The organism is Candidatus Thiodiazotropha sp. CDECU1 (genome assembly GCF_963455295.1).
Lineage (GTDB): Bacteria > Pseudomonadota > Gammaproteobacteria > Chromatiales > Chromatiaceae > Thiodiazotropha.
Map to the genome: position 1 here is coordinate 3,757,024 of NZ_OY734020.1, position 25,000 is coordinate 3,782,023.

The 25,000-nt window shown below is 54.7% G+C and carries 23 protein-coding genes and 1 tRNA gene; 14 read left to right on the forward strand and 10 right to left on the reverse strand.

Features of this window, described 5'->3' with window-relative positions:
• Window positions 1-18: 18 nt before the first annotated feature.
• Together gmk and R2K28_RS17150 are read right to left on the reverse strand one after the other, a co-directional pair.
• Window positions 19-669: a guanylate kinase gene (gene gmk, locus R2K28_RS17145; protein WP_316366363.1), complete on the reverse strand. Its 651-nt coding sequence runs from the start codon at window positions 667-669 to the stop codon at window positions 19-21.
• 33 nt (window positions 670-702) lie between these two features.
• A complete protein-coding gene (locus R2K28_RS17150; protein WP_316366365.1) occupies window positions 703-1,569 on the reverse strand; it encodes a YicC/YloC family endoribonuclease in 867 nt (288 codons plus the stop codon).
• A gap of 348 nt (window positions 1,570-1,917) precedes the next feature.
• Here R2K28_RS17150 and R2K28_RS17155 point away from each other — a divergent pair, with 348 nt between their 5' ends.
• Together R2K28_RS17155 and R2K28_RS17160 are read left to right on the forward strand one after the other, a co-directional pair.
• Window positions 1,918-2,844 carry a serine/threonine protein kinase gene (locus R2K28_RS17155; RefSeq protein WP_116447387.1) on the forward strand — a complete coding sequence of 309 codons (927 nt, stop codon included), beginning with the start codon at window positions 1,918-1,920 and terminating at the stop codon, window positions 2,842-2,844.
• The gene (locus R2K28_RS17160; RefSeq protein WP_316366370.1) at window positions 2,841-3,728 is read left to right on the forward strand and encodes a PP2C family protein-serine/threonine phosphatase; all 888 of its coding nucleotides are present in this window, start codon (window positions 2,841-2,843) and stop codon (window positions 3,726-3,728) included. The genes R2K28_RS17155 and R2K28_RS17160 overlap by 4 nt, the downstream gene beginning before the upstream one ends.
• 12 nt (window positions 3,729-3,740) lie before the next feature.
• Here the strand turns inward: R2K28_RS17160 and R2K28_RS17165 are convergent, their stop codons facing one another.
• Entirely contained in the window at window positions 3,741-4,025 is a 285-nt protein-coding gene (locus R2K28_RS17165) for a GlsB/YeaQ/YmgE family stress response membrane protein (protein WP_116447384.1), read from the reverse strand.
• An 83-nt stretch (window positions 4,026-4,108) separates the two neighbouring features.
• Entirely contained in the window at window positions 4,109-5,029 is a 921-nt protein-coding gene (ypfJ, locus tag R2K28_RS17170; protein ID WP_316366373.1) for a KPN_02809 family neutral zinc metallopeptidase, read from the reverse strand.
• Window positions 5,030-5,373: 344 nt separating this feature from the next.
• On the opposite strand from ypfJ, the gene R2K28_RS17175 reads away from it, so the two are divergent.
• The 5 genes from R2K28_RS17175 to lysM all read left to right on the forward strand — a co-directional run bounded on the left by R2K28_RS17175 (window position 5,374) and on the right by lysM (window position 9,643).
• A complete protein-coding gene (locus R2K28_RS17175; RefSeq protein ID WP_316366375.1) occupies window positions 5,374-6,858 on the forward strand; it encodes a helicase HerA-like domain-containing protein in 1,485 nt (494 codons plus the stop codon).
• A gap of 296 nt (window positions 6,859-7,154) precedes the next feature.
• Window positions 7,155-7,871, forward strand: a complete 717-nt coding sequence (gene rph / locus R2K28_RS17180; protein ID WP_316366377.1) for a ribonuclease PH — start codon at window positions 7,155-7,157, stop codon at window positions 7,869-7,871.
• Between the two features lie 95 nt (window positions 7,872-7,966).
• Window positions 7,967-8,575, forward strand: a complete 609-nt coding sequence (gene rdgB / locus R2K28_RS17185) for an RdgB/HAM1 family non-canonical purine NTP pyrophosphatase (RefSeq protein ID WP_316366378.1) — start codon at window positions 7,967-7,969, stop codon at window positions 8,573-8,575.
• Between the two features lie 304 nt (window positions 8,576-8,879).
• Complete coding sequence (locus R2K28_RS17190) at window positions 8,880-9,083, forward strand: dodecin family protein (protein ID WP_116447380.1); 204 nt, start codon at window positions 8,880-8,882, stop codon at window positions 9,081-9,083.
• 128 nt (window positions 9,084-9,211) lie between these two features.
• A complete protein-coding gene (gene lysM, locus R2K28_RS17195) occupies window positions 9,212-9,643 on the forward strand; it encodes a peptidoglycan-binding protein LysM (protein WP_116447379.1) in 432 nt (143 codons plus the stop codon).
• Between the two features lie 116 nt (window positions 9,644-9,759).
• Here lysM and R2K28_RS17200 read toward each other — a convergent pair whose 3' ends face one another.
• The 4 genes from R2K28_RS17200 to R2K28_RS17215 all read right to left on the reverse strand — a co-directional run bounded on the left by R2K28_RS17200 (window position 9,760) and on the right by R2K28_RS17215 (window position 12,831).
• Window positions 9,760-11,139, reverse strand: a complete 1,380-nt coding sequence (locus R2K28_RS17200; protein WP_316366381.1) for a TRAP transporter large permease — start codon at window positions 11,137-11,139, stop codon at window positions 9,760-9,762.
• Window positions 11,132-11,680 carry a TRAP transporter small permease subunit gene (locus R2K28_RS17205; protein WP_316366383.1) on the reverse strand — a complete coding sequence of 183 codons (549 nt, stop codon included), beginning with the start codon at window positions 11,678-11,680 and terminating at the stop codon, window positions 11,132-11,134. The genes R2K28_RS17200 and R2K28_RS17205 overlap by 8 nt, the downstream gene beginning before the upstream one ends.
• A gap of 16 nt (window positions 11,681-11,696) precedes the next feature.
• The gene (locus R2K28_RS17210) at window positions 11,697-12,044 is read right to left on the reverse strand and encodes a DUF2782 domain-containing protein (protein ID WP_316366385.1); all 348 of its coding nucleotides are present in this window, start codon (window positions 12,042-12,044) and stop codon (window positions 11,697-11,699) included.
• A gap of 70 nt (window positions 12,045-12,114) precedes the next feature.
• Window positions 12,115-12,831 carry a TIGR00730 family Rossman fold protein gene (locus tag R2K28_RS17215; RefSeq protein ID WP_442871449.1) on the reverse strand — a complete coding sequence of 239 codons (717 nt, stop codon included), beginning with the start codon at window positions 12,829-12,831 and terminating at the stop codon, window positions 12,115-12,117.
• Between the two features lie 157 nt (window positions 12,832-12,988).
• Between R2K28_RS17215 and rep the strand changes: the two genes are divergently transcribed.
• A complete protein-coding gene (gene rep / locus R2K28_RS17220; protein ID WP_316366389.1) occupies window positions 12,989-14,992 on the forward strand; it encodes a DNA helicase Rep in 2,004 nt (667 codons plus the stop codon).
• Window positions 14,993-15,176: 184 nt separating this feature from the next.
• Here rep and R2K28_RS17225 read toward each other — a convergent pair whose 3' ends face one another.
• Window positions 15,177-15,686: a c-type cytochrome gene (locus R2K28_RS17225; protein ID WP_316366390.1), complete on the reverse strand. Its 510-nt coding sequence runs from the start codon at window positions 15,684-15,686 to the stop codon at window positions 15,177-15,179.
• 159 nt (window positions 15,687-15,845) lie between these two features.
• Between R2K28_RS17225 and R2K28_RS17230 the strand changes: the two genes are divergently transcribed.
• Both R2K28_RS17230 and R2K28_RS17235 read left to right on the forward strand, forming a co-directional pair.
• Window positions 15,846-15,922: transfer RNA gene (locus R2K28_RS17230), tRNA-Arg, on the forward strand.
• Between the two features lie 189 nt (window positions 15,923-16,111).
• Window positions 16,112-19,834, forward strand: coding sequence for a DUF1631 family protein (locus R2K28_RS17235; protein ID WP_316366392.1), 3,723 nt, complete (start codon window positions 16,112-16,114; stop codon window positions 19,832-19,834).
• Between the two features lie 126 nt (window positions 19,835-19,960).
• Here the strand turns inward: R2K28_RS17235 and R2K28_RS17240 are convergent, their stop codons facing one another.
• Window positions 19,961-20,227, reverse strand: coding sequence for a hypothetical protein (locus tag R2K28_RS17240; protein WP_116447791.1), 267 nt, complete (start codon window positions 20,225-20,227; stop codon window positions 19,961-19,963).
• Between the two features lie 307 nt (window positions 20,228-20,534).
• Between R2K28_RS17240 and R2K28_RS17245 the strand changes: the two genes are divergently transcribed.
• From R2K28_RS17245 to R2K28_RS17260, 4 genes are read left to right on the forward strand one after another with little or no spacing between them, the layout of a single operon-like run.
• Entirely contained in the window at window positions 20,535-22,001 is a 1,467-nt protein-coding gene (locus R2K28_RS17245; RefSeq protein ID WP_316366395.1) for a HAMP domain-containing sensor histidine kinase, read from the forward strand.
• Window positions 21,988-22,644, forward strand: a complete 657-nt coding sequence (locus tag R2K28_RS17250) for a hypothetical protein (protein WP_316366398.1) — start codon at window positions 21,988-21,990, stop codon at window positions 22,642-22,644. Before R2K28_RS17245 ends, R2K28_RS17250 begins: the two co-directional genes overlap by 14 nt.
• A complete protein-coding gene (locus R2K28_RS17255; RefSeq protein ID WP_316366400.1) occupies window positions 22,641-23,999 on the forward strand; it encodes a sigma 54-interacting transcriptional regulator in 1,359 nt (452 codons plus the stop codon). The genes R2K28_RS17250 and R2K28_RS17255 overlap by 4 nt, the downstream gene beginning before the upstream one ends.
• 14 nt (window positions 24,000-24,013) lie before the next feature.
• Window positions 24,014-24,982, forward strand: coding sequence for a 2-hydroxyacid dehydrogenase (locus R2K28_RS17260; protein WP_316366402.1), 969 nt, complete (start codon window positions 24,014-24,016; stop codon window positions 24,980-24,982).
• The last annotated feature ends 18 nt before the right edge of the window (window positions 24,983-25,000 follow it).

The following is a 25,000-nucleotide window of genomic DNA, read 5'->3' on the forward strand; positions in this document are numbered from 1 at the left end:
GCAGCGGATGATAATCCCTTATATGCGCTGCAGCAGATCTCCAATTTTGTCACTGTTACGCGCCACTTGGCAGGTGAGACGCTGCCGCTGTGCGATCACGATAGCCGCCAGTTCAGCCAGGGCGGTATCGAAGTCATCGTTGATGACCAGATAGTCGAACTCCGCGTAGTGGGACATCTCTTCCACAGCCTGATTCATGCGTCGTTGAATAGTCTCTTCACTATCCTGCCCCCTGGCATCGAGCCGGTCCCGCAAGGTCTGCTGGTCAGGCGGCAGAATAAAGATCGAAACCGCATCGGGGAAGTGCTTGCGCACCTGTCTCGCCCCCTGCCAATCGATCTCCAACACGGTGTCGTGTCCCGCCTTCAACTCGGCACTCACGGCCGCTTCGGATGTGCCATAGTAGTTGCCGAAGACCTCGGCGTGTTCCAGAAAACCGCCTTCACCAACGATGCGCAGGAAGGCTTCCTGGGAGAGAAAGTGATAGTCGATCCCATCCTGCTCACCCGGTCGCATCGCCCTTGTAGTATGGGAGACAGAGACATGTAAGCGGGTATCCCGTTCGCGCAGCGCCTTCAGCAGGCTGGTCTTTCCCGCACCGGAGGGCGCGGAGAGAATATAGAGTGTGCCCTGAGCCGTCATCGAGCCTGATTCCACATTGCCATTCATATGATACTTACGAGCTGTTCCCTATGCCGGGGTTTATTCGATATTCTGGATCTGTTCACGCATCTGTTCGATCAGCACCTTCATCTCCACGGCGGCGCGGGTCACATCCACACTGCTGGATTTGGAAGTCAGGGTGTTGGCCTCCCGATTGAGTTCCTGCATCAGGAAATCGAGTCTGCGTCCGATGGGCTCATCCGCACCCAGCACCCGCTCCACCTCCTCCAGGTGGGTTTCAAGGCGATCCATCTCTTCATCCACATCGAGGCGTTGCGCCAATATGACCATTTCCTGTTCCAGGCGGGCCTCGTCCAACTCCTCCATAACCTCAGTCAGGCGGTCGCTGATCCGGCTTCGAACACCCTCCAGTACCTCCGGCATCAAGTCGCGCACCTGTTCAACCTGTGCCTTCAGACCAAAACAGCGCTGCTGAACAATCTTTCCAAGCCGCTCCCCTTCACGCAGCCGATTGTCGATCAGGCTGTCGATGGTGGTCTCCAGCAGCGCCATCGCCTGCTTTTTGACCGGGGTAAAGTCCTGCTCCTTCTCTTCCAGCACACCCGGCCAACGCAGCAGATCGGCGCTGCGAATACTCTGGCTCAGACCAGTCAAATCACTTACCTGATGTTCCGCATCAACGAGTTGCAGAACCAGGCGCTGGTTGACACTCAATCCGGCCTCGGCGGCACTACCCGGCTTGAATTTCAAGCTGATATCCAGTTTGCCCCGCCCGAGTCTGGCATTCATACGCTCCCGCACCAATGGCTCCAGCACCCTCAACTCCTCGGGTAAGCGCAAGAACATCTCAAGATAGCGATGGTTTACCGAGCGGATCTCCCAACTCAAGATACCCAGGTCACCCCGGTGCTCCTCCCTTGCGAAGGCTGTCATACTGCTGATCATAATGTTCCGCCTGAGATCTCCGGCCTAATCTGGGGATGGTATGCATTTACCATCCACATGGATGTCATTTTTTAACCATAGGCATGATACCTGACATTGAGGCCGCTGGCATTTCCACAGCTTCAGAATTCCTTGCTCAAGCCGCTATGCTTGGGTGTGAATGGCCGCGTCAGAAAGAGAGTGAATCGCAGGTGCCGCTGTTTTAACCATTTTTTTGATGAAAATCACTTTTTTCGGGACTCAGGGTCGAAATTCTCAATCAATACAAGTGTTTTCTGGAAAATGTCCTTATAATCAGTGTGATGCCCATCCTATCTTTGACAGCGAAACTTTTTCAACGGGAACTGCATGGATAAGCTCCGAGACAGTCTGCCGGAAGGTACTGAAATCGACTGCTACGTGGTTATGAAACTGGTCGCGAGCGGAGGCTTCAGCCTGATCTATCTGGCCGAAGATGAGGATACCCAGGACGAGGTCATCATCAAGGAGTTCCTACCCAAGAAGTTGGCAAAGCGGGGGGACAACGGCAAGGTGATCCCCCTGGACCAGAAGCAGGCCGATAATTTCAATCGCAGCCTGCGACTCTTCTATCAGGAAGCCAAGGTCCTGGCCTCCCTGCGCCATCCCAATATCGTCCAGGTGAGAGGCTTCTTTCTAGCCAACAACACCGGCTATCTGGTGATGGACCATGAACGGGGTAAAAACCTTGCCAGCTATATCAAGAAACGTAGCGGAAGTCTCAGCACCCGCTTTTTGATGACCGTTTTCCCCCCGATACTCGATGCCCTCAACCAGATCCACTCACGCCACCTGCTGCATCTGGACATTAAACCAAGCAACATTCACTTGCGCACCGGGGGCAATCCCCTGCTGCTCGATTTTGGCGCCGTGCATGAAGTGCAAAATGAAGGCAGTCGTACCGGACGCGTTGTCACCACAGGCTTCTCACCTGTGGAGCAATATTACCAGTCCGGCAATGTGGGTCCCTGGAGCGATGTCTACGCCATCGGCGCCAGTATGCGTGCCTGTCTCGACGGCAAAGCACCCCCATCCGCGATTGAACGCCACGCCAAGGAGAAGCTGAAACCGGCAGCCAGAATATATCGCCGCCGCTACCCGGCAAGCATGCTGGAGGCGATCGACTGGGCGATGGAGATTGAGTACGAGAAACGGCCGCAGAACGCAGGCGAACTGCTGCAGGCACTGCAGGCCGACAAGCTGGATAGCGAAAGCGCCATATCAGACCTGATTGAGGAGAAAAGGGCGCTATCGTGAAATACGAGACAGCACAATACACTCTCATCGGAGACCGTTCCACGAATCAGGATCGCTACCTGATCATGGAGGCGCCCGACGCCATACTACTGGCACTGGCGGATGGCATGGGCGGTCATCCGAAAGGAGAGAAGGCGGCACAGATTCTGATGGATAATGCGCGTAAGGCGTTCCTCACCAGTCGCAAGCCCATCTCCAATCCCCGCTTCTTTCTCTCCGGCCTGATGGAGATGAGTCATCGGGAGATCCTCGAATTCGGCAGCCTGCAGGAGCCACCGATCGAACCCCGCACAACAGGCGTCCTGTGCCTGGTTCAGGAGGATAACGCCTATTGGGCGCATATCGGTGACAGCCGACTCTATGTCATGCGCAACGGTGTCATCCATATCCGCACCGACGATCACTCCTACGTGGAACATCTGCGCCAACAGGGACTTATCTCAGCAGCACAGGTACACACGCATAAATTTCGAAACTATGTGACCCGTTGTCTGGGGGGCACCAACAATCATCCGGTTGCGGAACTCAGCGGACCCCATGAACTCAGCGAAGGGGATGTGGTGCTGCTCTGCAGCGACGGTTTTTGGGGACCGCTGGCAGAGCGCCCCATGGTGGACACCCTCTACAAAAAACAGGCTTCCTTGGTTAAAAAGGTCGCCAAGCTGGCCAATCAGGCCGCTGCCACAAGCCATCCTGAGAGCGACAATGTCACCGTCGTTGCTTTAAAATGGCGGGAGACGGAGTCCAAGCTGGCACCCGCTGATTTCAGTATGTCCCTTTCGCGAAAACGACGGGACCTCCTTACCCCACCAGCGGAACAGGTCGACGTGACAAAAGCCATCAAAGACCTGCGCAAGTTTGTCGACGATCTCGATGTTGAATAGACCCTAGTGTAGCTATTCAGACGTTCCGCCCATATCCTTCTCTTTATCGGGTTGCTTGATCAACCGATAGGCGAAGAGGATAAGAAATGCACCTGCTGTAGCGGTAAGAATGCTGGCGATACTCAATCCGCTGGCACTACCCAAGCCGACAAATGAACCGATATAACCGCCAACCATGGCACCAGCTATCCCCAACAATGTGGTTATGATCAGACCACCGCCATCCTTGCCAGGCATGATCCACTTTGCCAATGCACCTGCGATCAGTCCCAGCACTATCCAGGAAATAATACCCATAGTTAACCCTCCCTTATAATCTTTAATTCTCGTCACGACCTCTCAGGCGGATCACCCTTAAGCTGATATAAAAGTTTTTTCTGCTACATGGATTTTGCGGAGAAGGTGTCGCACTGCTGCAAATCACCCCCCTTAAAGCCGGTCTTGAACCATTTGACACGTTGCGCAGAACTGCCGTGGGTGAAAGAGTCCGGGCTGACATAACCCTGCGACTGTTTCTGCAGGCGATCGTCGCCGATTGCGCTTGCCGCATTCAGCCCCTCATCGATATCCCCCGATTCCAGTAACTGACGTGAATGCTTGGCATGGTAGGCCCAGATCCCCGCGAAGCAGTCAGCCTGCAACTCCTGGCGGACAGATAGTTTATTGCCTTCAACCTCGCTCAGGGAACGCTTGGCCTTCTGTACCTTTTGGGAAATTCCCAGCAGGGTCTGCACATGATGTCCAACCTCATGGGCAATCACATAGGCCTGAGCAAAATCCCCGGGTGCCTTGAAGCGATTTTTCAAGTCGCTGTAAAAAGAGAGATCGATGTAGACCTTGTGGTCGCCTGGACAGTAGAAAGGGCCCATCGCTGCCTGACCGAAACCGCAAGCGGTCTTGGTGGCGCCACGAAACAGCACCAGATTCGGCTCCTCATACTGCCCTCCCATCTGCTTGAACAGCTGATGCCAGGTCTCTTCGGTATCGCCCAGTACAACAGAGACAAAGTCCACCAGTGTCTTCTCTTCGGCGCTCTGCTTGACCGGCCCACCCTCGTATTCGGAAAGGTTATCCTGCCCCCCTCCTCCGAGCATGGAGCCAAGGTTTCCGCTCATCAAAGCGTAAGCGCCGATCGCCAATACCGCGACCACTCCACCCTTGAAACCAAACAGCTTGAACACAGCGGGCAGTAGATTCAGCAATCCGCCACCGCCACCACCTAAGCCACCCATTCGGGTTGGCGCCCGCATACTGCGGCGATCTTCGATATTGTCGCTTTTTCGCTGACCTCTCCAACGCATTTCAACTCTCCAGTCGTGATCAAGGAGGACCTGTTCGACCCCACGACTCGGCCACTCTCCCAGGGGTTTGTCTACTAGGGTACATCGGCGTGAACAAGTGCAGTTATGCCGCTAACTAAATGCTATTTTCACAAGGGTTGCTTACAGTATCAACTCACATGACCTGACTGATCTCTTTAAAGTACCCAGGATTATCGATTCGCCAAATCCCATCTGGCATGATAAATAGTGGTCTCCGAAGGGTGGACTCTCAAGCTATCGTTGGCTGAGTCTAACCGAAAAAGAGATGCAGAACAGTCGAGAATGTTAAATATTTGTCAACTCGCGACCCGGGAAGAATAAAGATGTCAGACAACATGATCCTGCTTGGCGGCAATGGTACTCAACAGATCCTGCTCAATGCGGGCATGGCTAACCGACACGGCCTGATTACCGGCGCCACCGGCACCGGTAAGACTGTCACGCTACAGGTACTGACCGAGGCCTTCTCTCGCCTGGGGGTGCCGGTATTCACCGCCGATGTAAAGGGAGACCTGTCGGGTCTCGCGGGCAGTGGCAAGACACATCCTAAAATCACCGAGCGGCTGGACTACATCAAGATCGAAGGCCATGAATTCGAGGCATCCCCAGTGGTTTTCTGGGACGTCTTTGGTAAGCAGGGGCACCCCGTCCGCACCACTGTATCCGAGATGGGACCGACCCTGTTGGCCAACCTGCTGGAGTTGAATGAGACCCAGGAAGGTGTGTTACAGATCGCCTTCAGTCTGGCCGACGATGAGGGATTGTTGTTGCTCGATCTGAAGGACCTGAGATCGATGCTGAATTGGGTTGCGGACAATAGCAAAACACTGGAGAGGGAATACGGCCGAGTCTCCAAACAGAGCGTAACCGCCATTCTGCGCAGGTTGCTGGTATTGGAAGAGGCGGGCGGCGAGATCTTTTTCGGTGAGCCGGCGATTCAGATCGAGCATCTCATGCAGACGGATTTTTCCGGTCGCGGCGTGGTCAGCATTCTTGATGCCACCACCCTGTATCATTCTCCACGTATCTACGCCACCTTCCTGTTGTGGCTTCTCTCCGAGCTGATGGAGGAGTTACCGGAGAGGGGTGACGCGGACCTGCCCGAGTTGGTCTTCTTTTTCGATGAGGCACACCTGCTTTTCAGCAGCGCACCCAAGGCACTCCTGGAAAAGATCACCCAGGTGGTGCGGTTGATCCGATCCAAGGGGGTAGGTGTATTTTTTATCACCCAATATCCCAATGACGTGCCGGATGAGGTCATCGGCCAATTGGGCAATCGTATTCAGCACGCCCTGCGGGCCTTTACCCCGCGGGATAAAAAGGCCGTCAAGGCCGCGGCAGAGACCTTCCGTGAAAACCCGGCCTTCGATACCGTGGAGGTGATCAGCAATCTGGGTGTGGGTGAAGCCTTGATCTCCACTCTGGACAAAAAAGGTGTACCCAGCATGGTTGAACGGACCCTGATGGCCCCTCCCCGCTCCCAATTCGGCCCCATCGATCAGGCTGAACGTGACAAGATCCTCAAGCGCTCACCGTTCAGCAGCACCTACAGTGCCGAGGTCGATAGGGAGTCAGCCTATGAAATGCTGAAGAAACGTGAACAGGAGTTGATAAAGCGTCGGGAGGAGCAGGCGAAACGGGAGGCCGAAGAGAAAGCACAAAAAAAGGCCAGCCGACGCAGTGGCGGCTCCAGGCGGCAGAGCGTTGGCGAGGCCTTTGCCAAGTCGGTGGCACGGGCCATCGGCTCAAAGCTGGGAAGACAGATCGTTCGCGGCATCCTCGGATCCATCATCGGCGGCCGTGGCTGAAGATCACCATCATTAAAATGATCTACTGTAAAAAAGTGTAGGGTGCGGCTTGCCGCACCGCTAAACCTCTAGATACGCCCGTGCCACGCTGATGCAGGGTTATGGTGCGGCAAGCCGCACCCTACGCTGGTAGTGGCACATGCTTCCAACCCGCCATTATCACACGCCGAATTGTGACAATTTCCCTGAAAAGCTGACAACATCTCCTCTTTCACCCATAATGTCGCCCCCGATAATCAGTGCGGTTTGTACAAATCAGGCCGGAGCACGCTAGATCTAATGGAGCCGATTCTCTGATGAGACCATCCTCACGCCAAGCTGACGAACTGCGACCGATCACCATTACCCGCCAATATACGAAGCATGCCGAGGGCTCGGTGTTGGTCTGTTTCGGTGACACCCAGGTCATCTGCACCGCCAGCGTGGAAGAACAGATACCACGGTTTCTCAAAGGTAGCGGTCAGGGTTGGATTACCGCGGAATATGGCATGCTGCCCCGTTCCACCACAGACCGCATGGGAAGAGAGGCGGCCCGGGGAAAGCAGGGCGGCCGCACCCTGGAAATACAACGCCTGATAGGTCGTTCTCTGCGTGCCGCAGTGGCCCTCAAACGTTTGGGCGAGCGAACCATTACCTTTGACTGTGATGTGATCCAGGCCGATGGTGGTACAAGAACCGCCTCCATTACCGGTGCCTGTGTCGCACTGGTGGATGCCATCAACCATACCCGAAGACTCGGGCTGCTAAATGACGATCCCCTACTGGGGATGGTCGCCTCTGTTTCTGTGGGTATCTACAACGGTAAACCGGTGCTTGATCTTGACTATGCCGAAGACTCAAATGCCGAAACCGATATGAATGTAGTGATGAGTGACAGCGGTGGTTTCATCGAGGTCCAAGGCACTGCCGAAGGCGCCGCCTATAGCCGTGGTGAGTTGGACGCCATGCTTGACCTCGCCCAGCAAGGGATAGCACAGATCATCCAAATCCAGAACAACGCACTCAACGATTAAAGATTGATAGCGAGCAGGATAATCGATACTGATATGTAAAAGGATAGTCAGCCGATTAGGGATATCTCGTAAACGATAGGAATAGGTAGACAGGAATGAGTACACACCATAAAGGCGAAAAAATCGTGCTTGCCAGTAACAATGCGGGCAAGGTTCGCGAAATCAACCAATTGCTTGTCAGTGAACATATCACCGTCGTAGCCCAAAAAGAGTTTAGTATTCCAGATGCAATTGAAGATGGGCTGAGCTTTGTTGAGAATGCCATCAAGAAGGCTCGTCATGCAGCAAGCCTGAGCGGATTACCGGCCATTGCCGACGACTCAGGTATCGAGGTGGATGCATTGAATGGCGCACCCGGCATCTATTCCGCCCGATTCGCAGGCCCAGGCGCGACAGATGAGGCGAATCTACAAAAACTGCTGGCTCACCTCAAACAGACACCCGACGATCAGCGCAATGCCAGATTTCAGTGTCTGCTTGTCTATATGCGACATGCCGAGGATCCGACCCCGATCATCTGTCAGGGCACATGGGAGGGTCAGATACTGACCGAACCACGGGGAGAGAATGGCTTCGGTTATGATCCGATTTTTTATGTCCCCACCCATGACTGCAGTTCCGCGGAACTTGCACCTGAAATAAAGAACAGCCTGAGTCACCGGGGACAGGCATTGAAGAAACTACTGCAGGCATTGAGCGGTTAACCGCTACAGCTCCCACACCCAGCCAACTGATTGAAAATTTTTGTGTCTTTTGATTGCTTCAGCTGTTGGGAAGCATCCCAGTACCTTATGCTACAAGCTGGTCTGTAGCACCAACCATAGCCACCGGACCACAGTTTCGCATCTAGCGAAACAACGAATTCTGCGGTCACTACAACCCAACAAAGAGGACGTAGTATAGCGCGCGCCAGTTGCCTAAGCTTGGAGAGTCAGACCGTGTGGCTTCGCGCCATCACCAAGGTGGATCGCTGATCGTAAAAATAAATTCCATAAAGGAGACCTCAACATGTCAGTCGCAAAAGTTACTGAAATTATCGCCTCATCCAACAAGAGTTTTGACGATGCCGTCACTAAAGGTATCAAACGCGCCAATAAGACACTGAAGAATATCAAAAGCGCCTGGGTCAAGGATCAACAGGTAACCGTCAATAATGGCAAGGTCACTGAGTTCCGGGTAACAATGAAGGTAACCTTCGTCCTGAAAGACTGACTCACACCTGTGGCTGGAATACCCAGGGATAGAACTATTCCGACCTTCACTGTAACGTACTCGACTCTATATATATAACCGTAACTCCGGAACGACAGGTTCAGGAAACAATCAAGAAGGAGAATCCAATGGGGCTGTTTGATTTTGCTGCAAACCTAGGAAAAAAACTGTTCGGCAAGGATGATGATCCTGCTGAGAAGATTAAACAACAGATCGAAGCGGACAATCCGGGCATCAAGGACCTGGATGTCAGCTTTGAGGATGGCAAGGTTGTATTGTCTGGTAACGCGGATAGTGCCGACGCACTGGAAAAGACGGTATTGATTGCCGGTAATGTGCAGGGTGTCAGCGAAGTGACCGTCGACGGGGTGACTGCGCCACAACAACAGGCCAAGGTCGAGTACTATACGATTGAGAGTGGCGACACCCTTTCTGCCATCGCCAAGCGCTTCCTCGGTAATGCATCCGCCTACCCGAAAATCTTCGAGGCAAACCGGGAGGTCATCAAAGACCCCAACCTGATCTATCCCGGGCAGAAGATCCGCATACCGCTAGACTGATTTACCCATAAACCCACACCAATTGACACAATCCCCGGGCTGCCGGGGATTGAGTCAATAGCCTCACACTCCGGCTCCCTAATGCGGTCATAACGAATCCTATGCGTAGATTCGGGCTAGCCGTATACAACACCAGGCAGCCAGGTTGCCAATTCCGGCCAGTAGGCGAGCAGCCCCAGCATTATCAGCTGAATCACAATGAACGGTGCCACTCCCCGGTAGATGGCGCCCGTGGTCACCTCTGGTGGTGCGACACCGCGCAGGTAGAAGAGTGCGAAACCAAATGGGGGAGTCAGAAAGGAGGTCTGCAGGTTCAAGGCAATCATCACCCCGAGCCAGACCGGATCCAGTCCCATGGAGAGCAGTATCGGACCGATGATCGGCACCACCACGAAGGTGATCTCGATAAAGTCGAGAATAAAGCCAAGCAGGAACATCACCAGCATCACAACCACCATGGCGCCGATCACACCCCCTGGCAGGTCAGTCAGCAGCTCAGTCACCAGATCGTCACCCCCGAAGCCGCGAAACACCAGGGAAAAGAGGGAGGCGCCGATAAAGATCATGAACACCATACTGGTCACCTTGGTGGTGCCGATCATCACCTCTTTCAAGGTGGTCAGGTTGAACTGACGCTGACTGATTGCCAGCAATATCGCCCCGATCGCACCCACGGATGCCGCCTCGGTGGGGGTGGCTAAACCGCCAAGTATGGAGCCGAGCACGGCAACGATCAGCAGCAGTGGCGGCATCAGCACCTTGACCACCCGCAGCAGCAGTCGTTGTTCCTGTTCCCGCTCAGAGCGGGGAATGGCGGGCACCGTATCGGGCTTGACGAAGGCGACGATGATCAAATAGACAAGATAGAGCATCACCAGCAATAGGCCGGGCACCATGGCACCAACAAACAGATCGCCCACGGAGACCGTATCCGGCGAGAAGATCCCCATATCCAATTGCGCCTGTTGATAGGCGGCAGAGAGCACATCACCCAACAGCACCAGGATGATGGAGGGAGGAATAATCTGTCCCAGGGTTCCTGCCGCGCAGATGACGCCGCTTGAGATTGCCGGATGGTAGTTCCGTTTCAACATGGTGGGCAGCGACAGCAGACCCATGGTGACCACCGTGGCGCCGACGATGCCGGTACTGGCGGCCAACAGCATGCCTACCAGGGTTACCGATATACCCAGCCCGCCCCGTAGCGGACCAAACAGCGCAGCCATGGTATCGAGCAGATTTTCCGCCACCCGGGAGCGTTCCAGCATCACACCCATGAAGACGAACAGGGGCACCGCAATCAATGTCTCATTGGTCATGATGCCATACAGACGATTCGGCAGGGCCTGCAGAAACGCATCATCGAAATAGCCGTTCACACTGCCGAACCAGGCGAATGCCAATGCCGTGCCGCCGAGAGAGAAGGCAACCGGGTAACCCAGCAGCAGGACCAGGCAGACAACGAGAAACAGGATCAGCGGCAGATATTCAGCCATCGCTGCCCGCCTCTACCCTATCGACCTTGCCAAGCAGACGCGACACACAACGGATAACCGTGCTCACCCCTTGCAACAGCAGCAGCCCCGCCATCAACAGCATCAGACTCTTGAACAGGTAGACCCCGTCCAGCCCTCCGGCCTCCCTCGAGCCCTCATGCAGGGACCAGGACTGGGCCACATAGCCCCAACTGACCACGAAGATAAACAGACACACCGGCATCAGCAGCAACAGGCTTCCCAGGAGATCCACCCAGGCCTTTTTCTGCGTTGAGAAACCCTGGAAAAAGATATCCACCCGAACATGCCCATCATGCTTCAGGGTATAGGCGGCGCCCACCAGAAACAGTGCCCCGTGCATGAAAGTGACCGACTCCTGCAGCCAGATCCAGCCCAGATCGAAGGCATAGCGCAATACCACCACGGTGAAGGTGACCAGCACCATCAACAGACTCAGCCAGGAGATGGCCCGCCCCATCCACTCGTTGATGACCTCGAACAGCGAGGCTATCCGTTCGAGTAGGGGCAACACACCTTTCATAAAGCGTTTCGAACCACTACCAACGCATCAATATCCATTGCGGTACTGAAATATTGGTCGGATCGCTGGAGCGGGAATCGAATTCACCATCCCCATCCCGATCAACCATGTAGTAGGGCGGACCGGCATCGGGCTGGACCTTCACCATATACAGCTGGCCATTGATCCGGTACTCGTAGATGGTCCCCTCCTCGCGTTTGATGATCGTCACGTCGGGTTCGATCACCTCCCCGTCCACGATCACATCAGGCAGGGGCAGATCCGGTGGTGCAGGCACTCCCTGCTCCTCCGCTGCCGCCAGGCGAGTGGAATTCAGCACCAGACAGAGCAGTGCTGGAAGGATCATATTATTGTAATTTGACATCTTCTCCCTCCTGGGAGGTGCATACCGGCCGGGCTGGCTTGTTTTTTAGATAGTTTAACAGCCACCAAGTTTACAGTTCGAGCAGAATCTCCTGCTCTGCGGGCGAGGGCTCGAATCGACGGGTTTCATAGTGGGCGAATATCGCGTCCACCACCTCTTTCGGTTGATTGCAGACCTGCATCAGATCGAGATCCTCGGGGCTGATGGTACCCGCCTCACACAGGGTATCGCGAAACCAATCCAGCAATCCCTGCCAGAATGCCCCGTCGACCAGGATAATCGGGATCTTGCGGGTCTTGCCCGTCTGTACCAGGGTCAGAATCTCTGCCATCTCATCCAGGGTGCCAAAGCCACCCGGGAGTACCACATAGGCCGATGCATGCTTCACAAACATCACCTTGCGGGCAAAGAAATGGCGAAAGTTGAGGGCGATATCCTGATAGGGATTCCCCGCCTGCTCCATGGGGAGCTGGATATTCAGACCGATACTGGTGGATTTCCCCTCGAAGGCCCCCTTGTTCGCCGCCTCCATGATACCGGGGCCACCGCCACTGACCACAGAGAAACCACTGTCCGACAACAGTCGTGCAATCTCCTCCGCCAGGGCATAGTGATGATGGTCACGGGGGGTGCGGGCGGAGCCGAAAAAACTCACCGATGGACTGATCTGAGCCAGTTGCTCAAAGCCTTCCACAAACTCAGCCATAATCTGGAATACCCGCCATGATTCACGGGTCAACTGGCGTTCGTTGCCTCCCCTGGGTGTACGGCGTCGGTCTCTGGTCATTGCCATCAGGTGTTCACTCGTTGTGGTTATTTTAGTGCGGCATAAATTGCTCATCATAGCAAGCAACCCAGGTTGTTGAAATGGACCCCATCACTGCGTAACCTCCCGCATATCGATTCAAAACCAGCAAACCTTGATCAGCAGAAGACCGTAATTCATGTCCAAGCTCAATCCGCGTCAACAGGAAGCGGTCAACTATATCGACGGCCCATTGCTGGTACTCGCCGGAGCCGGCAGCGGCAAGACACGTGTGATTACCGCCAAGATCGCCCACCTGATCAAGCACTGCGACATGCATCCCAGGTCGATCACAGCGGTCACCTTCACCAACAAGGCGGCGCGGGAGATGAAACAACGTGTCGCCAGCATGCTCGGCAGTAACAATGATGGGGGCCCGGCCATCTCCACCTTTCACACCTTAGGCCTCAATATTATGCGTCGGGAGGTGAAGCAACTTGGCTATAAAGCGGGTTTCTCCATCTTTGATCAACAGGACAGCGACACACTCTTGAAAGAGCTTTTGCGCCGAGAAAACCTGGGGGATGAGTCTGCACTCAACGCAATCCAGTGGACCATCTCGAACTGGAAAAACGACCTGGTCACCCCTGACCAGGCGCTGCATGGGGCGGTGGACGACCTGGAGGCCAGAAAGGCGCATCTCTATGCCGCCTATCAGCGCAATTTACAAGCCTTCAACGCCGTCGATTTTGACGATCTGATCCTGCTGCCAGTGCTCCTGTTTCGGCAACATCCGGAGATCCTCGAGGTGTGGCAGAACCGCATCCGCTACCTGCTGGTGGATGAGTATCAGGACACCAATCAGGCCCAGTATGAACTGGTCAAACTCCTGGTGGGGGTACGTGCCGCGTTCACTGTTGTGGGCGACGATGACCAGTCGATCTATGCCTGGCGTGGAGCACGCCCAGAGAATCTGGGGAAACTGCAGTCCGACTACCCGCAATTGAAATTGATCAAATTGGAGCAGAACTACCGTTCCAGCGGACGTATCCTGCGCTCAGCCAACCATCTGATCAGCAACAATCCCCACGTCTTCGACAAACGACTCTGGAGCGATCTCGGTCCCGGTGCGGAACTGCGCGTGCTCGAATGCCGCAACGAAGAGCAGGAGGCGGAGAAGGTGGTCTCGGAGATCATCCACCTGAAGTTCACGGCAAAGGCGGACAACAGGGATTTCGCCATCCTCTACCGCGGCAACCATCAGGCCAGACTGTTCGAGAAGGCACTACGCAGCCATAGCATCCCCTATTTTCTCAGCGGTGGCACCTCTTTCTTCGCCCGTTCGGAAGTCAAGGACGTAATGGCCTATCTGCGACTGCTGGCCAATCCCGATGACGACAGCGCCTTTCTGCGGATCATCAATACCCCACGCCGGGAGATAGGTCCCAATACCCTTGAAAAACTGGGTGCCTATGCCCGTCAACGTGAGATCAATCTGCTTCCTGCCTGTGGGGAGATGGGACTGCAGAGCACACTCAATCCTCGCGCCTATGACCGCTTGCAGCGTTTTACCCAGCTCATTGAGGTACGGGCGAGAGAGGCTGAAAAGAGTCCGGTGGATGCGGTCCGTGGCCTGGTACGGGAGATCGAATACGAGGACTGGATCAGAGAGAATGCCAGTAGCGACAGCGTGGCGGATCGACGCATGGAGAATGTCACCGAGCTGCTGGATTGGATCAAGGCCCTTTACCATGGCGAGCTGCAGGAGAAGAGCCTGGAGGAGATGGTCAACCACCTGACCCTGATGGACCTGCTGGAACGACAGAATGAGGAGGAGCAGCAGGACCAGGTCCACCTGATGACCCTGCACGCCGCCAAGGGATTGGAGTTTCCCCACGTATTCCTGGTCGGCATGGAGGAGGAGCTGCTGCCCCACCGCAGCAGCATCGAGGAGGAGAACATCGAGGAGGAGCGACGCCTCGCCTATGTGGGCATCACCCGCGCCCGACAGAGCCTGACCCTCACCTATGCCGCCAAACGCAAGCGCTTCGGCGAGATGATCCCCTGCGAGCCGAGCCGTTTCCTCCAGGAGCTACCCGAAGAGGACCTGAACTGGGAGGGCCGCAACAGCCAACTCAGCCCGGAACAAAAACAGCAGCGGGGCACGGCCCACCTGGCCAACCTGAAATCCCTGCTCTCTTGAGCAGACGGTAAATAAACACAAATGGTATTTCAAAGCGTAGGGTGCGGCTTGCCGCACCGTTAACCATCCAGATACACCCGTACCAAGCTGATACATGGGATCTGGTGCGGCAAGCCGCACCCTACGCAGGAACCAGATACCCGCACACAGATAGCACGAGTGCAAGAAATGGCCTGATAGCGCCTCAGTGGGTCAGCACCCAGGTAACGATGGTGCGGATATTGTCGTCGGAGACATGGGCATTCGGGGGCATCGGGATCTGGCCCCAGGTGCCCACACCACCGCTCTTCACCTTACCCACCAGCATATCCAGGGCGGCGGCATCGTCCTTGTATTTGGCGGCAACCTCCTTGTAGGCCGGACCGACCACCTTGGTTTCGATCTGATGGCAGGCCATGCAACCGGACTGGGTGGCCAGGGCCAGGGGATCACCGCCACCTGCAGGTGCAGCGGCTGGAGCGGCGGCGTCTGTGGCGGGTGTCTCGGCAGCCGGAGCTTCAGCGGCGGCAGGCTCTGCAGCTGCAGTCTCAGTTGCCGCGGCAGGCGCGGCGGCAGGCTGGGCCTCGCCCTCAACATTCACCTTGCCGATGGGGGCAATTCTTTCCAGCACATCTGCCCGCTCCTCGGCCAGCAACTGACTGGATAGACCGGTCAGGGCGATAAGGGCAGACAGGGTAAGGGCATTGATCTTCACGGGCTTCTTCCTCCGTTGTAACTCTTGAGGCCCAGGTCCTGGGCTGTTCGCAAAACCCGGCGATTATACCCACAGGCGGCAAAAAGTTCGAACCGACTTCATCGCCTAACCCTATTCTTGTTAATTTTTGGCTATTCGTTACACTACGCTACCTACTCCGCGCCCGTAGCTCAGCTGGATAGAGTACCGCCCTCCGAAGGCGGGGGTCACAGGTTCAAATCCTGTCGGGCGCGCCATTCATCTCCGCTGCCGAAACCGCCATCAACCTGCTCGATTGACGGTTTTTCATATCTGACAGGGTGTTACAGTTACTTTCATTCCTGGCTTGATTAAACAGCATTAAAGCCTGTCCCATACTCGGCCGATGAACCTATTGTCAGCTATGTAACTGGCTGAACCACTATTCTTGCCCATAGGAATCTGAATTGGAAGAGCAACGGAATCGCAGGCGACATCCGCGACTGGACATAGACATCCCGGCCACAATCGAATATCAGTCTCATGTCTACCCGGATTGTCGTATGCTCAATTTTTCCCAGGGTGGCGTCTATCTGCAATGTACGGACGAGAAACTGCGCGCCGTGCTGCCTCAAGGTTACATACCGGCCCATGAACGACAGCCAGTTCTGCTCTCAGTCCCCAATGAATCACTCAAGGTAGGCGCCGAGGTTGTCTTCTTCAACAGTGGAGGCATGGGGCTCTCATTTTGCGACAGTGATGGCGAGAAGCTCTATCAATCTCTGTATGCGCAGACAACCATATCTGCTGTTGCGACAAGCAATGAAAATGACCGAAGGGCCTGCAATCCAAGCCAAAGCCGGGAACTGCTAAACCAGCTCAGGGATAAGACACACCCTTTTCTAGAAGCCGGCCTTGAGGTCTTTTTCTCTCAGGCACAGCAAGCGCTTCAGCATCTGATCGCAGATACCAGTGATCCTCAGGAGGAGTCGTCCCTGTTTTATACACTCAACAGCATGGAACAGGACCACGCAACCCTGAGCGAACGCTTTCTTCTACTGGCAGGAAGAAACTTTACATTATTGGCCGGAAAGCAGCCTGACGAAGATGAATCCGCATCCAACCAACCTGAAGAGTTGGCACTGGTTGAGACCCAAGAGGTCGATACATGGATTCTGATCAACAAATTGGCGCGGCGCATAGAGTCCGATAACTCACACAGCCTGTTTCATGTTGAGAATGCGCTCAGCTACCTGTGTCAGGACAATGTACACAATGAGCTCAATCCGATTGCACCGATCAGTTTGCTAACGATCCTGAAAAAAATATTGGATGGTTATCAGTTTGATATTCAAATCACCAGGTTACTGCTGAATACGTTTTGCACGACCCTGCTGACCGATATCGGTGTGCTCTATGAGGATCTGTTACAGCTATTGCGACAGCAGAAGATTATCGATCTTGAGCGGGAGATCCAGGAACATTGGACCATCGTCAAATCACCTGAACCAGTCAATGTGGGCAGCAGTCCCATTGACAACCTCACCGCTTTAAATAATCTCAATTCGGTTGACGCTAACCAGACGTCAACACAAAGCATGACAGAAACCGAACGCAAGGATGTGATGTCGAGCCTGGCCTCACTCTCCCGGTTGCAGGCGACAACACTACAACAGCAGGTGCAACACCTATTGCAGGAGGAGAGCAGCAAACCGGTAGACCTATCAGACGAGGCCCGTGCTGCCATCGGCGCCGGTGAGCAGCTGATAGCCACATTGAGCAAGGATCCTCTGATCACTGAAGAATTACGTTCGTTGCTGATAAGTCTCAAGTTTCTTGTTGTCGAGGCAGTGTTGCAGGACACTAGCCTGTTGGACAATGAGGACCACCCGGTAAGACGCCTGCTCGATTCTGTCGAATCCCTGAAACCCTATATCAACACAGGAACCCGTAGCTCTATCCTGCGCGACCGTGAGTCACACCAGTTGAAGACTATCACTGAAGCCGTTGAGAGTGGTCGTTATGATCATGTGGACGATGTGACTCGGGAGATAGGTGCTCTATGCCAGGAACAGCACGAGCGCTTTGAGTCCAATCGAAAGCTCTCTATCTCACGCTGCCTCAAAGACGAGAAACTGCGCCAGGCACAGGTAGCAACCTATCGGGCCCTATCGAAACTGCTGCTCAATCAATCTATCTCCCCGGTTGTCGATAAGCTGTTTCGTTTCGGTTGGGTCAACCTGCTGATACAAACAGCTGTACTGGAAAGAGCGGACGGTAAGGGTTGGCAAAACTATCTGCAGATCGTGGACCTGCTGCATCGACTGTTTACCGATCCTGCAGGAAAGCGTCAACTGACAGACGACCAGAAAATCACCCTGTTGTCGATAGTCCACAGTGGCTTCACCGACTATCCGATCTACGCGGAACAGGCGCGACCGTTTGAACTGGAGCTGCGCCAATTGTTAGAGGGTGATGTGAAGATCGACAATCTCTCTCAGCCACTGATAGAGGTGGACGAGACTTATCTGCGCCGCTATTTTCAGGGCATGCGGATCCACCCCAAAACGGTAACCCAGGGGGAGGAGAATGAAGAGTGGCAGAAACGGATAAGCGAAATTGCACTCGATACCTGGCTGGTGGAACAGGGAGATGAAGGAAGCCTGCGGATACTCAGCCTGGCCTGGAAGAGCCCGGTAACCGGCCGTTATCTGCTGGTGGATGGTGATGGCTACAAGGTGTTCGATGTAGAGCTACCTGAATTGATAACACGTTTTGCAGAGCAGCAGATCTATCCAATGGAAAGGTCGACCCAGCCGATAGTGGAACGCACCATTGAGACCATTCTTTCCGACACCTACAACAGCTTCAAACATGAGTCCGACATCGACTCACTCACAGGCCTGTGTAACCGGCGTGCCTTCGAGAATGAATTGAGTCGGCATATTGATCAGCTGCAGGCGGAACATGAGGCAGGTGTACTGCTGCTACTCGATCTGGATAAATTTCAGGTGGTCAATGACCTGTGTGGCTTTGAAGGTGGTGACAAGCTGCTGCAAACGGTGACTGACATCCTCCTCAGTTACCTTCCGGACAAGGGTTTCCTGGGACGCATCGGCGATGACGAGTTCTCCCTCCTGTTGCGCGGACACGATATTGAAAAGGGCTATCAGGCTGCAGAGATGCTGCGTCTGGCAATCGACGAGTTTGATTTTGCATGGCAAGGCAGGATGATCCCCGCCACGGCAAGTATTGGCGTGGTTGAGATCGATCCGGAAGAACAGCGACCGGACAAGCTGATGCAAGCAGCCCTTGCTGCCTGTAATTTGTCAAAACAGTGGGGGGGTAACTGTACCCGGGTCTATTCAGAGAGCGATACCACTTTCAAGGATCATCAACAGTTGGTGGAGTCCTTGCCCACAATCAAGGAGGCCCTGGCCAAGGGACGCATGGAGCTCTTTGTGCAACCCATCGTACCCTTGCAAGCATCGAAGAAGCTATCCCAACACCACGAGATCCTATTGCGTATTCGCAATGAAGCCGGAGAGCTTGAAACGCCCCAGGGATTTATCCGCGCGGCAGAGGAGTATGATCTGATGCGGGATGTGGACCGTTGGGTGGTGGAGGCCTTCTTCCGACAAGTAGAACCCTATGCCGACAGATTACCGGAGGGGCAGGTTTTTTCCATCAATCTCTCGGGCAAGTCGGTAGGGGACGATAGGTTCAAAAAACTGCTCATCGAGCGTATCAAGTCATCGTCGTTGCAGACCAGACATATCGGCTTTGAGATCACGGAAACCGTGCTGGTGGGAGATATCAGCGACACCGCGGCTGCCATCAACGAAATACGCGACCTCGGCTGCTCCTTTTCCCTGGATGATTTCGGTTCTGGTTACGCCTCTTTCTCCTATCTGAGAGATTTCCCCGTTGACTTCGTCAAGATCGATGGGATTTTCGTCCGGGAAATCCTCAACAAACCGGCCGATTACGCCATGATCAACTCCATAACCGAGATCGCGCATTTCATGGATAAGCAGGTGATTGCTGAGTTTGTTTCCGACGAAAATACCAGTCTTGTCTTAAAGAACATTGGAGTGGACTATGGGCAGGGCTGGCACTTCGGTAAACCGAGGCCGTTACAAGAGGTGTTGCTGGAAATCGCCGATGACAAACAGGAGCAGAGCGTATAACGATGACGTTGCAGATCCTCCCTGGCACCAGTCACGCGTTGGAATAGACAATAAAAAAGCCGCCAAGCGTAGTCCCCTGGCGGCTTTAATATCGTAACCGATGCAATCGGCTACTTGGTCACCGGCTTATTTAGCTTCAGCAGGTGCCTCTGGGGTTTCACTACCCATGCCTTCAAAGGCACTGAACTCGGCAGCATCGACCATACCATTCTCGTCCGCGTCGATAGTGCTCCAGTTCTTGCTCAGCTCTGGGCTTGCTGCAGCCTCTTCAGCGCTGATAGAACCGTCTTGATTCACATCGAGTGTAGTGAAAGCGCCGCCAGCAACAAGTGCTGTGCTGAGTGCCAGACCGCTAACCATACCCATCATCATAACCAGAGTTCTCTTTTTCATGATTTCCTCCTCATATTAGAGATTGTGTTGAACTCGGGACTTACCAGGCACGCAGCGTGCCAATTATTAAGAACACCATAGAATCAAGCAGATAGTATCTTCCAGTGGAATTGATGCAGGGCAAAACCCGCATATGTTGTCGCTGGTAGCAGACACCTGCCCATGCTTTTCCGTAACCGATTGAATAGATTAACTATTGCTTGTCGCTAGCAGGCGACAAGCAATAGTGGGTGAAAGTCAAAAAGATGACGGGGGTCAATTCGCACTTGAGCAAACGGAATGTACGCAGATATCATCCCAGCCCACGATGCAAGCAAAGTTGGGATTCAACCGTTTTTTCTCCTTCTCTTCCCTATTGCTGGGGGGATTCCTGGTGGTTTTAATTCCTCTCCTTGGCGGAATATTCAACATCAGCTATCAACTGGATAGTATCGCGGCGAATGGCCGGCGTTCGGTGAAGATCACCGAGGAAGTGACCCTGTTAAGCAGACAGATGGCAGAAGCCGTACTCTCCCTGCAGCGGGCATCCGGCCAGTACTACGTTCTGGAAGATCCAGCGCTTCTGGGGAGACTCGAAAAATCCCACGCCCGTATCCTGGATACCATCACCAGTCTGCGCAGCATGTCCCTGGACAAGATTCAGATAGCCATGCTTGACGATATAACCATCCAGGAATCCACTCTGTTTCAGCAACTGAAAAGCACTCCACGAACCAGCGCGGAGGGTTTCGAGTCCTTCAAACCCGCTTTCGATCGGCTGCACGAGAGCGTGTCCGCCATGGCAGATCAGCTGGGGACGCTGATTCAACGCCAGCAGGCCAATCTACGCAGGATGACCGAAGGCGCCCAACGAACCATGATCTGGCAGAGTGCGGCATTCGTCATCCTCTCGCTCCTGCTGGCCGCCCTGCTCTCCTGGCTGCTCAGCCGACCGGTGAGACAACTCAGCAGCAGCATACGCCGACTGGGCGACGACGATCTCGAGACCAGGGTAACGGTGACGGGCCCGAGGGATATGGTCAGTCTGGGCAATCAATTGGACTGGCTGAGACAACGCCTGATCGAACTGGAGGAGGAAAAGCTGCGCTTCTTTCGCCAGGTATCCCATGAACTAAAGACCCCCCTGGCTGCCTTATGGGAGGCGGTGGACCTGCTCTCCAACGAGGTAACAGGGGAACTCACCCATCAGCAAAGTGAAATCCTTGGCATCATGCAGGGCAGTGTTCGCGTGCTCAGACTAAGGATCGAAGAGCTGCTCAACTATCAGCATGCACTGCATCAAAGCAAAGATCAGCAACGGGAGACAGTTTCCCTGCAGTCGTTGCTCGATGCGGTTACCCGGCATCTCGACCTCTCGCTGAAGGCGAAACAACTCAACCTTTCCACTGCTGTGGCAGGTGTTACTCTGCAGGTCGATAAAACTAAAATGGAGATGGCAATCAATAACCTCATCAGTAACGCAATCCGTTTCAGCCCGCAGGGAGGTATAATCGAAATCCGCACAGCGATTCTGGAAGATGAAACCCGCATCACTATCTGTGACCAAGGTCCTGGTGTACCCTCGGAAGATAGGGCTTATATATTCCAGCCATTCTACCAGGGTGATATTCAGACCCCCGGTCGGATCCAGGGAAGCGGGCTCGGGCTGGCAATTGCCAGAGCACACATTGAAGCACACGGAGGAAAGCTTACTTTGATGGATGAAAACTCACACGCCAGTTGTTTTCAGATTACCCTGCCCATTGAGGCAGATGCTACAAATGATGAACGTTAATCAAGCAAGCCTGGTATTGGCACTGGTTTGGCTCGCAGGTTGCGCCGCAACGGGTCAGGTCGGCACACAACATAGAACCGATCCAATCGATGCAACCAGGCAAAAGGAGACAACCAACCTGACCCACAACAGCGATACAACTCGAGCATCCGATTCAACCAAGAGTGTTGACACCACCGATACCAAAGAGATATCCCGCATCACTGGCGCGGACCAGGCGGAGGTTTTAACATTGTCGCAATTACTCGACCGCTTGGACCGTGTAACCACTCTGTCCCCAGGTTCGTCAAAACAACTGATCCAACGGATGGACGCCGAGTTTGATAGACTGGACCCCGCTGAGAGGTTCGAGTTTGCCTTGCTGTTGACAAAAAAAAGTAACAACAACAGATCGCTGACCCGGGCCATATCGATACTGGACGGACTGGAAGGGGATGTGAAGGACCAAATCACACTGGAGATATTACAACTGCATCGCCGCTATTTTGCGCTCAAAAAGCAGTACCGTTCGGAACGCAACAAGACCATAGAACTGAATAAGAAAATCGAACGGTTAAAAGGGCTCGAGCAGGACCTGGACAAGTCGAATAGCCGCATACAGGAGTCCTTGAACCCCTTGCCTGGAGAGACTCAGCAACCATGAACAGAAACCGTATACTACTGGTTGATGACGATCCCGATCTGCTGAAGCTACTATCGATACGACTCACATCTGCGGGCTACCATGTTGAGCTGGCATCCAGTGCGGAGCAGGCCCTGGCCAATATTGCACTTGCCCGCCCACGGGTGGTGATCACCGACCTGCGCATGCCCGGCATGGACGGTATGGCCTTGTTTCAACATCTACACGTCAAGGACCCGTCCCTGCCCGTAATCCTGCTGACGGCTCACGGTACCATCCCGGATGCGGTGCAGGCGACCCAGAGCGGGGTGTTCGCTTATCTCACCAAACCCTATGATGCCAAGGCACTGCTGCAGTTGATCGAGCGCGCCGTGGCCCTGCCGCTCCCCGATGAATCGACACAAGAGGATGAGGATGAGTCCTGGAGGAGAGAGATTGTCACCGCCAGCCCGGTCATGGAATCGTTGCTGGCCGAGGCGCAGCTGGTGGCAGGCAGCGATTCCAATGTCCTGATTCAGGGAGAATCGGGCACCGGCAAGGAGCTGTTGGCCCGCGCCATCCACAACGCCGGATCCCGTGTCGACAAGCCCTTTGTGGCAATCAATTGCGCCGCCATCCCGGAACAGTTGCTCGAATCAGAGCTTTTCGGTCACGCAAAAGGCGCCTTTACAGGCGCGGTCTCGGCACGGGACGGGCTCCTCAAAAGCGCCAATGGCGGTACCGTATTTCTCGATGAGATCGGCGATATGCCGCTTGCGCTACAGGCCAAGCTACTGCGTGTACTACAGGAACGGGAGATACGACCGATCGGTTCCAGCCAGATGATCCCGGTCGACCTGCGGATCATCTCCGCGACTCATCGCGACCTGGAACAGGCAGTGGCCAATGGGGAATTTCGCGAGGATCTCATCTATCGGCTGAATGTGGTCGGCCTCTCACTTCCGTCTCTGAGGCAGCGAAAGGAGGATATCCCACTGCTCGCACGCCACTTCCTCGAACAACAGTCGGGGAAAAAGCGCGCCGAGGCTTTTACCCCGGAGGCGATGGAACTGCTGATCACCAACGACTGGCCGGGCAATGTGCGTCAACTGGTGAATGTGGTCGAGCAGTGCTGTGTACTGTGCACCACCAGCCTCATATCACCCGCCCTGGTGGCCAGGGCGCTGCACAACAAGACACCGGGAAGCGACCTCACCTACGCAAATGCGAAACAACAGTTTGAGCGGGAGTATCTGATACGTCTGTTGAAGATAACGGATGGCCGGGTCACGGACGCGGCGCGCCTGGCCGGGCGCAATCGCACCGAGTTCTACCGACTGCTCTCCAAGCATGTACTGAGCCCATCCATGTTCAAAACCAATGATGCCAGAGATTAGCCGGATTGGAGGCCATGCTGTTCAACAAGGGTGTATTTCTGGATGTGGGTTCGGTTGATTCAGGTGACATCACCTGGTCACCACTCAAGGCCATGGCCAAGGAATGGGGATGGCACCAGGTTACCAAGCCACAACAGACACTGCAGCGCATTACCGATGCCGACCTGGTGATCAGCAACAAGGTGGTGCTCGATCGTTCTCACTTGGCAGCCTGTAAAAATCTCAAACTGATCTGTATCGCAGCGACAGGCAGTAATAATGTAGACCTGGAGGCGGCCGCTGAACTTGGCATCGCGGTGACCAACGTAACCGGCTATGCCACCCCCTCGGTGGTGCAACATGTATTCTCTCTGATTCTCTCTCTCATCACTCAGCAGCAGAACTATCAGCGAGCGGTCACACGCGGCGACTGGCAACGGGCAAGCCATTTCTGCTTCCTGGACTATCCCATCTGGGAGTTATCGGGAAAAATCCTGGGCGTGGTGGGTTACGGTGAACTGGGCAGAGCGGTGGCCGACCTGGGCAAGGCCTTTGGTATGACGATAGTGGTGGCCCAGCGCCCCGGCGGGACGGCACAACCCGACCGAGTGCCGCTGGATGAGCTCCTGCCACAGGTGGATGTGCTCACACTGCATGCACCATTGGCGGAAAACACCCGCAACCTGATTGGCGCTCGCGAGCTGAGCCTGATGAAACCCCACGCCTTGCTGATCAATACCGCTCGCGGCGGTATGGTGGATGAGACGGCGCTGGCGGAAGCACTGATCAAGGGTGAACTGGGAGGAGCCGGCGTGGACGTGCTGGTTACGGAACCACCGCTGAACGGTAGTTCGCTGCTCAACCCCGAGATTCCCAACCTGATCGTGACACCGCATATCGCATGGGCCAGCCGGGAGGCAAGGCAGCGCTTGATCGACGGCGTGACAGCAAATATAGAAGCCTTTCTAGCCGGCGAGCTTCGCAACAGTGTTATATCGAGATAAGGAATTTTTCCTATCTAC

Excerpts from the sequence above, each read along its gene's own strand:
- gmk (WP_316366363.1), bottom strand. The coding sequence starts at position 669 with ATGAATGGCAATGTGGAATCAGGCTCGATGACGGCTCAGGGCACACTC.
- R2K28_RS17150 (WP_316366365.1), bottom strand. The coding sequence starts at position 1,569 with ATGATCAGCAGTATGACAGCCTTCGCAAGGGAGGAGCACCGGGGTGAC.
- R2K28_RS17155 (WP_116447387.1), top strand. The coding sequence starts at position 1,918 with ATGGATAAGCTCCGAGACAGTCTGCCGGAAGGTACTGAAATCGACTGC.
- R2K28_RS17165 (WP_116447384.1), bottom strand. The coding sequence starts at position 4,025 with ATGGGTATTATTTCCTGGATAGTGCTGGGACTGATCGCAGGTGCATTG.
- ypfJ (WP_316366373.1), bottom strand. The coding sequence starts at position 5,029 with ATGCGTTGGAGAGGTCAGCGAAAAAGCGACAATATCGAAGATCGCCGC.
- R2K28_RS17175 (WP_316366375.1), top strand. The coding sequence starts at position 5,374 with ATGTCAGACAACATGATCCTGCTTGGCGGCAATGGTACTCAACAGATC.
- rph (WP_316366377.1), top strand. The coding sequence starts at position 7,155 with ATGAGACCATCCTCACGCCAAGCTGACGAACTGCGACCGATCACCATT.
- rdgB (WP_316366378.1), top strand. The coding sequence starts at position 7,967 with ATGAGTACACACCATAAAGGCGAAAAAATCGTGCTTGCCAGTAACAAT.
- R2K28_RS17190 (WP_116447380.1), top strand. The coding sequence starts at position 8,880 with ATGTCAGTCGCAAAAGTTACTGAAATTATCGCCTCATCCAACAAGAGT.
- lysM (WP_116447379.1), top strand. The coding sequence starts at position 9,212 with ATGGGGCTGTTTGATTTTGCTGCAAACCTAGGAAAAAAACTGTTCGGC.
- R2K28_RS17200 (WP_316366381.1), bottom strand. The coding sequence starts at position 11,139 with ATGGCTGAATATCTGCCGCTGATCCTGTTTCTCGTTGTCTGCCTGGTC.
- R2K28_RS17205 (WP_316366383.1), bottom strand. The coding sequence starts at position 11,680 with ATGAAAGGTGTGTTGCCCCTACTCGAACGGATAGCCTCGCTGTTCGAG.
- R2K28_RS17210 (WP_316366385.1), bottom strand. The coding sequence starts at position 12,044 with ATGTCAAATTACAATAATATGATCCTTCCAGCACTGCTCTGTCTGGTG.
- R2K28_RS17215 (WP_442871449.1), bottom strand. The coding sequence starts at position 12,831 with ATGACCAGAGACCGACGCCGTACACCCAGGGGAGGCAACGAACGCCAG.
- rep (WP_316366389.1), top strand. The coding sequence starts at position 12,989 with ATGTCCAAGCTCAATCCGCGTCAACAGGAAGCGGTCAACTATATCGAC.
- R2K28_RS17240 (WP_116447791.1), bottom strand. The coding sequence starts at position 20,227 with ATGAAAAAGAGAACTCTGGTTATGATGATGGGTATGGTTAGCGGTCTG.
- R2K28_RS17245 (WP_316366395.1), top strand. The coding sequence starts at position 20,535 with ATGCAAGCAAAGTTGGGATTCAACCGTTTTTTCTCCTTCTCTTCCCTA.
- R2K28_RS17250 (WP_316366398.1), top strand. The coding sequence starts at position 21,988 with ATGATGAACGTTAATCAAGCAAGCCTGGTATTGGCACTGGTTTGGCTC.
- R2K28_RS17255 (WP_316366400.1), top strand. The coding sequence starts at position 22,641 with ATGAACAGAAACCGTATACTACTGGTTGATGACGATCCCGATCTGCTG.
- R2K28_RS17260 (WP_316366402.1), top strand. The coding sequence starts at position 24,014 with ATGCTGTTCAACAAGGGTGTATTTCTGGATGTGGGTTCGGTTGATTCA.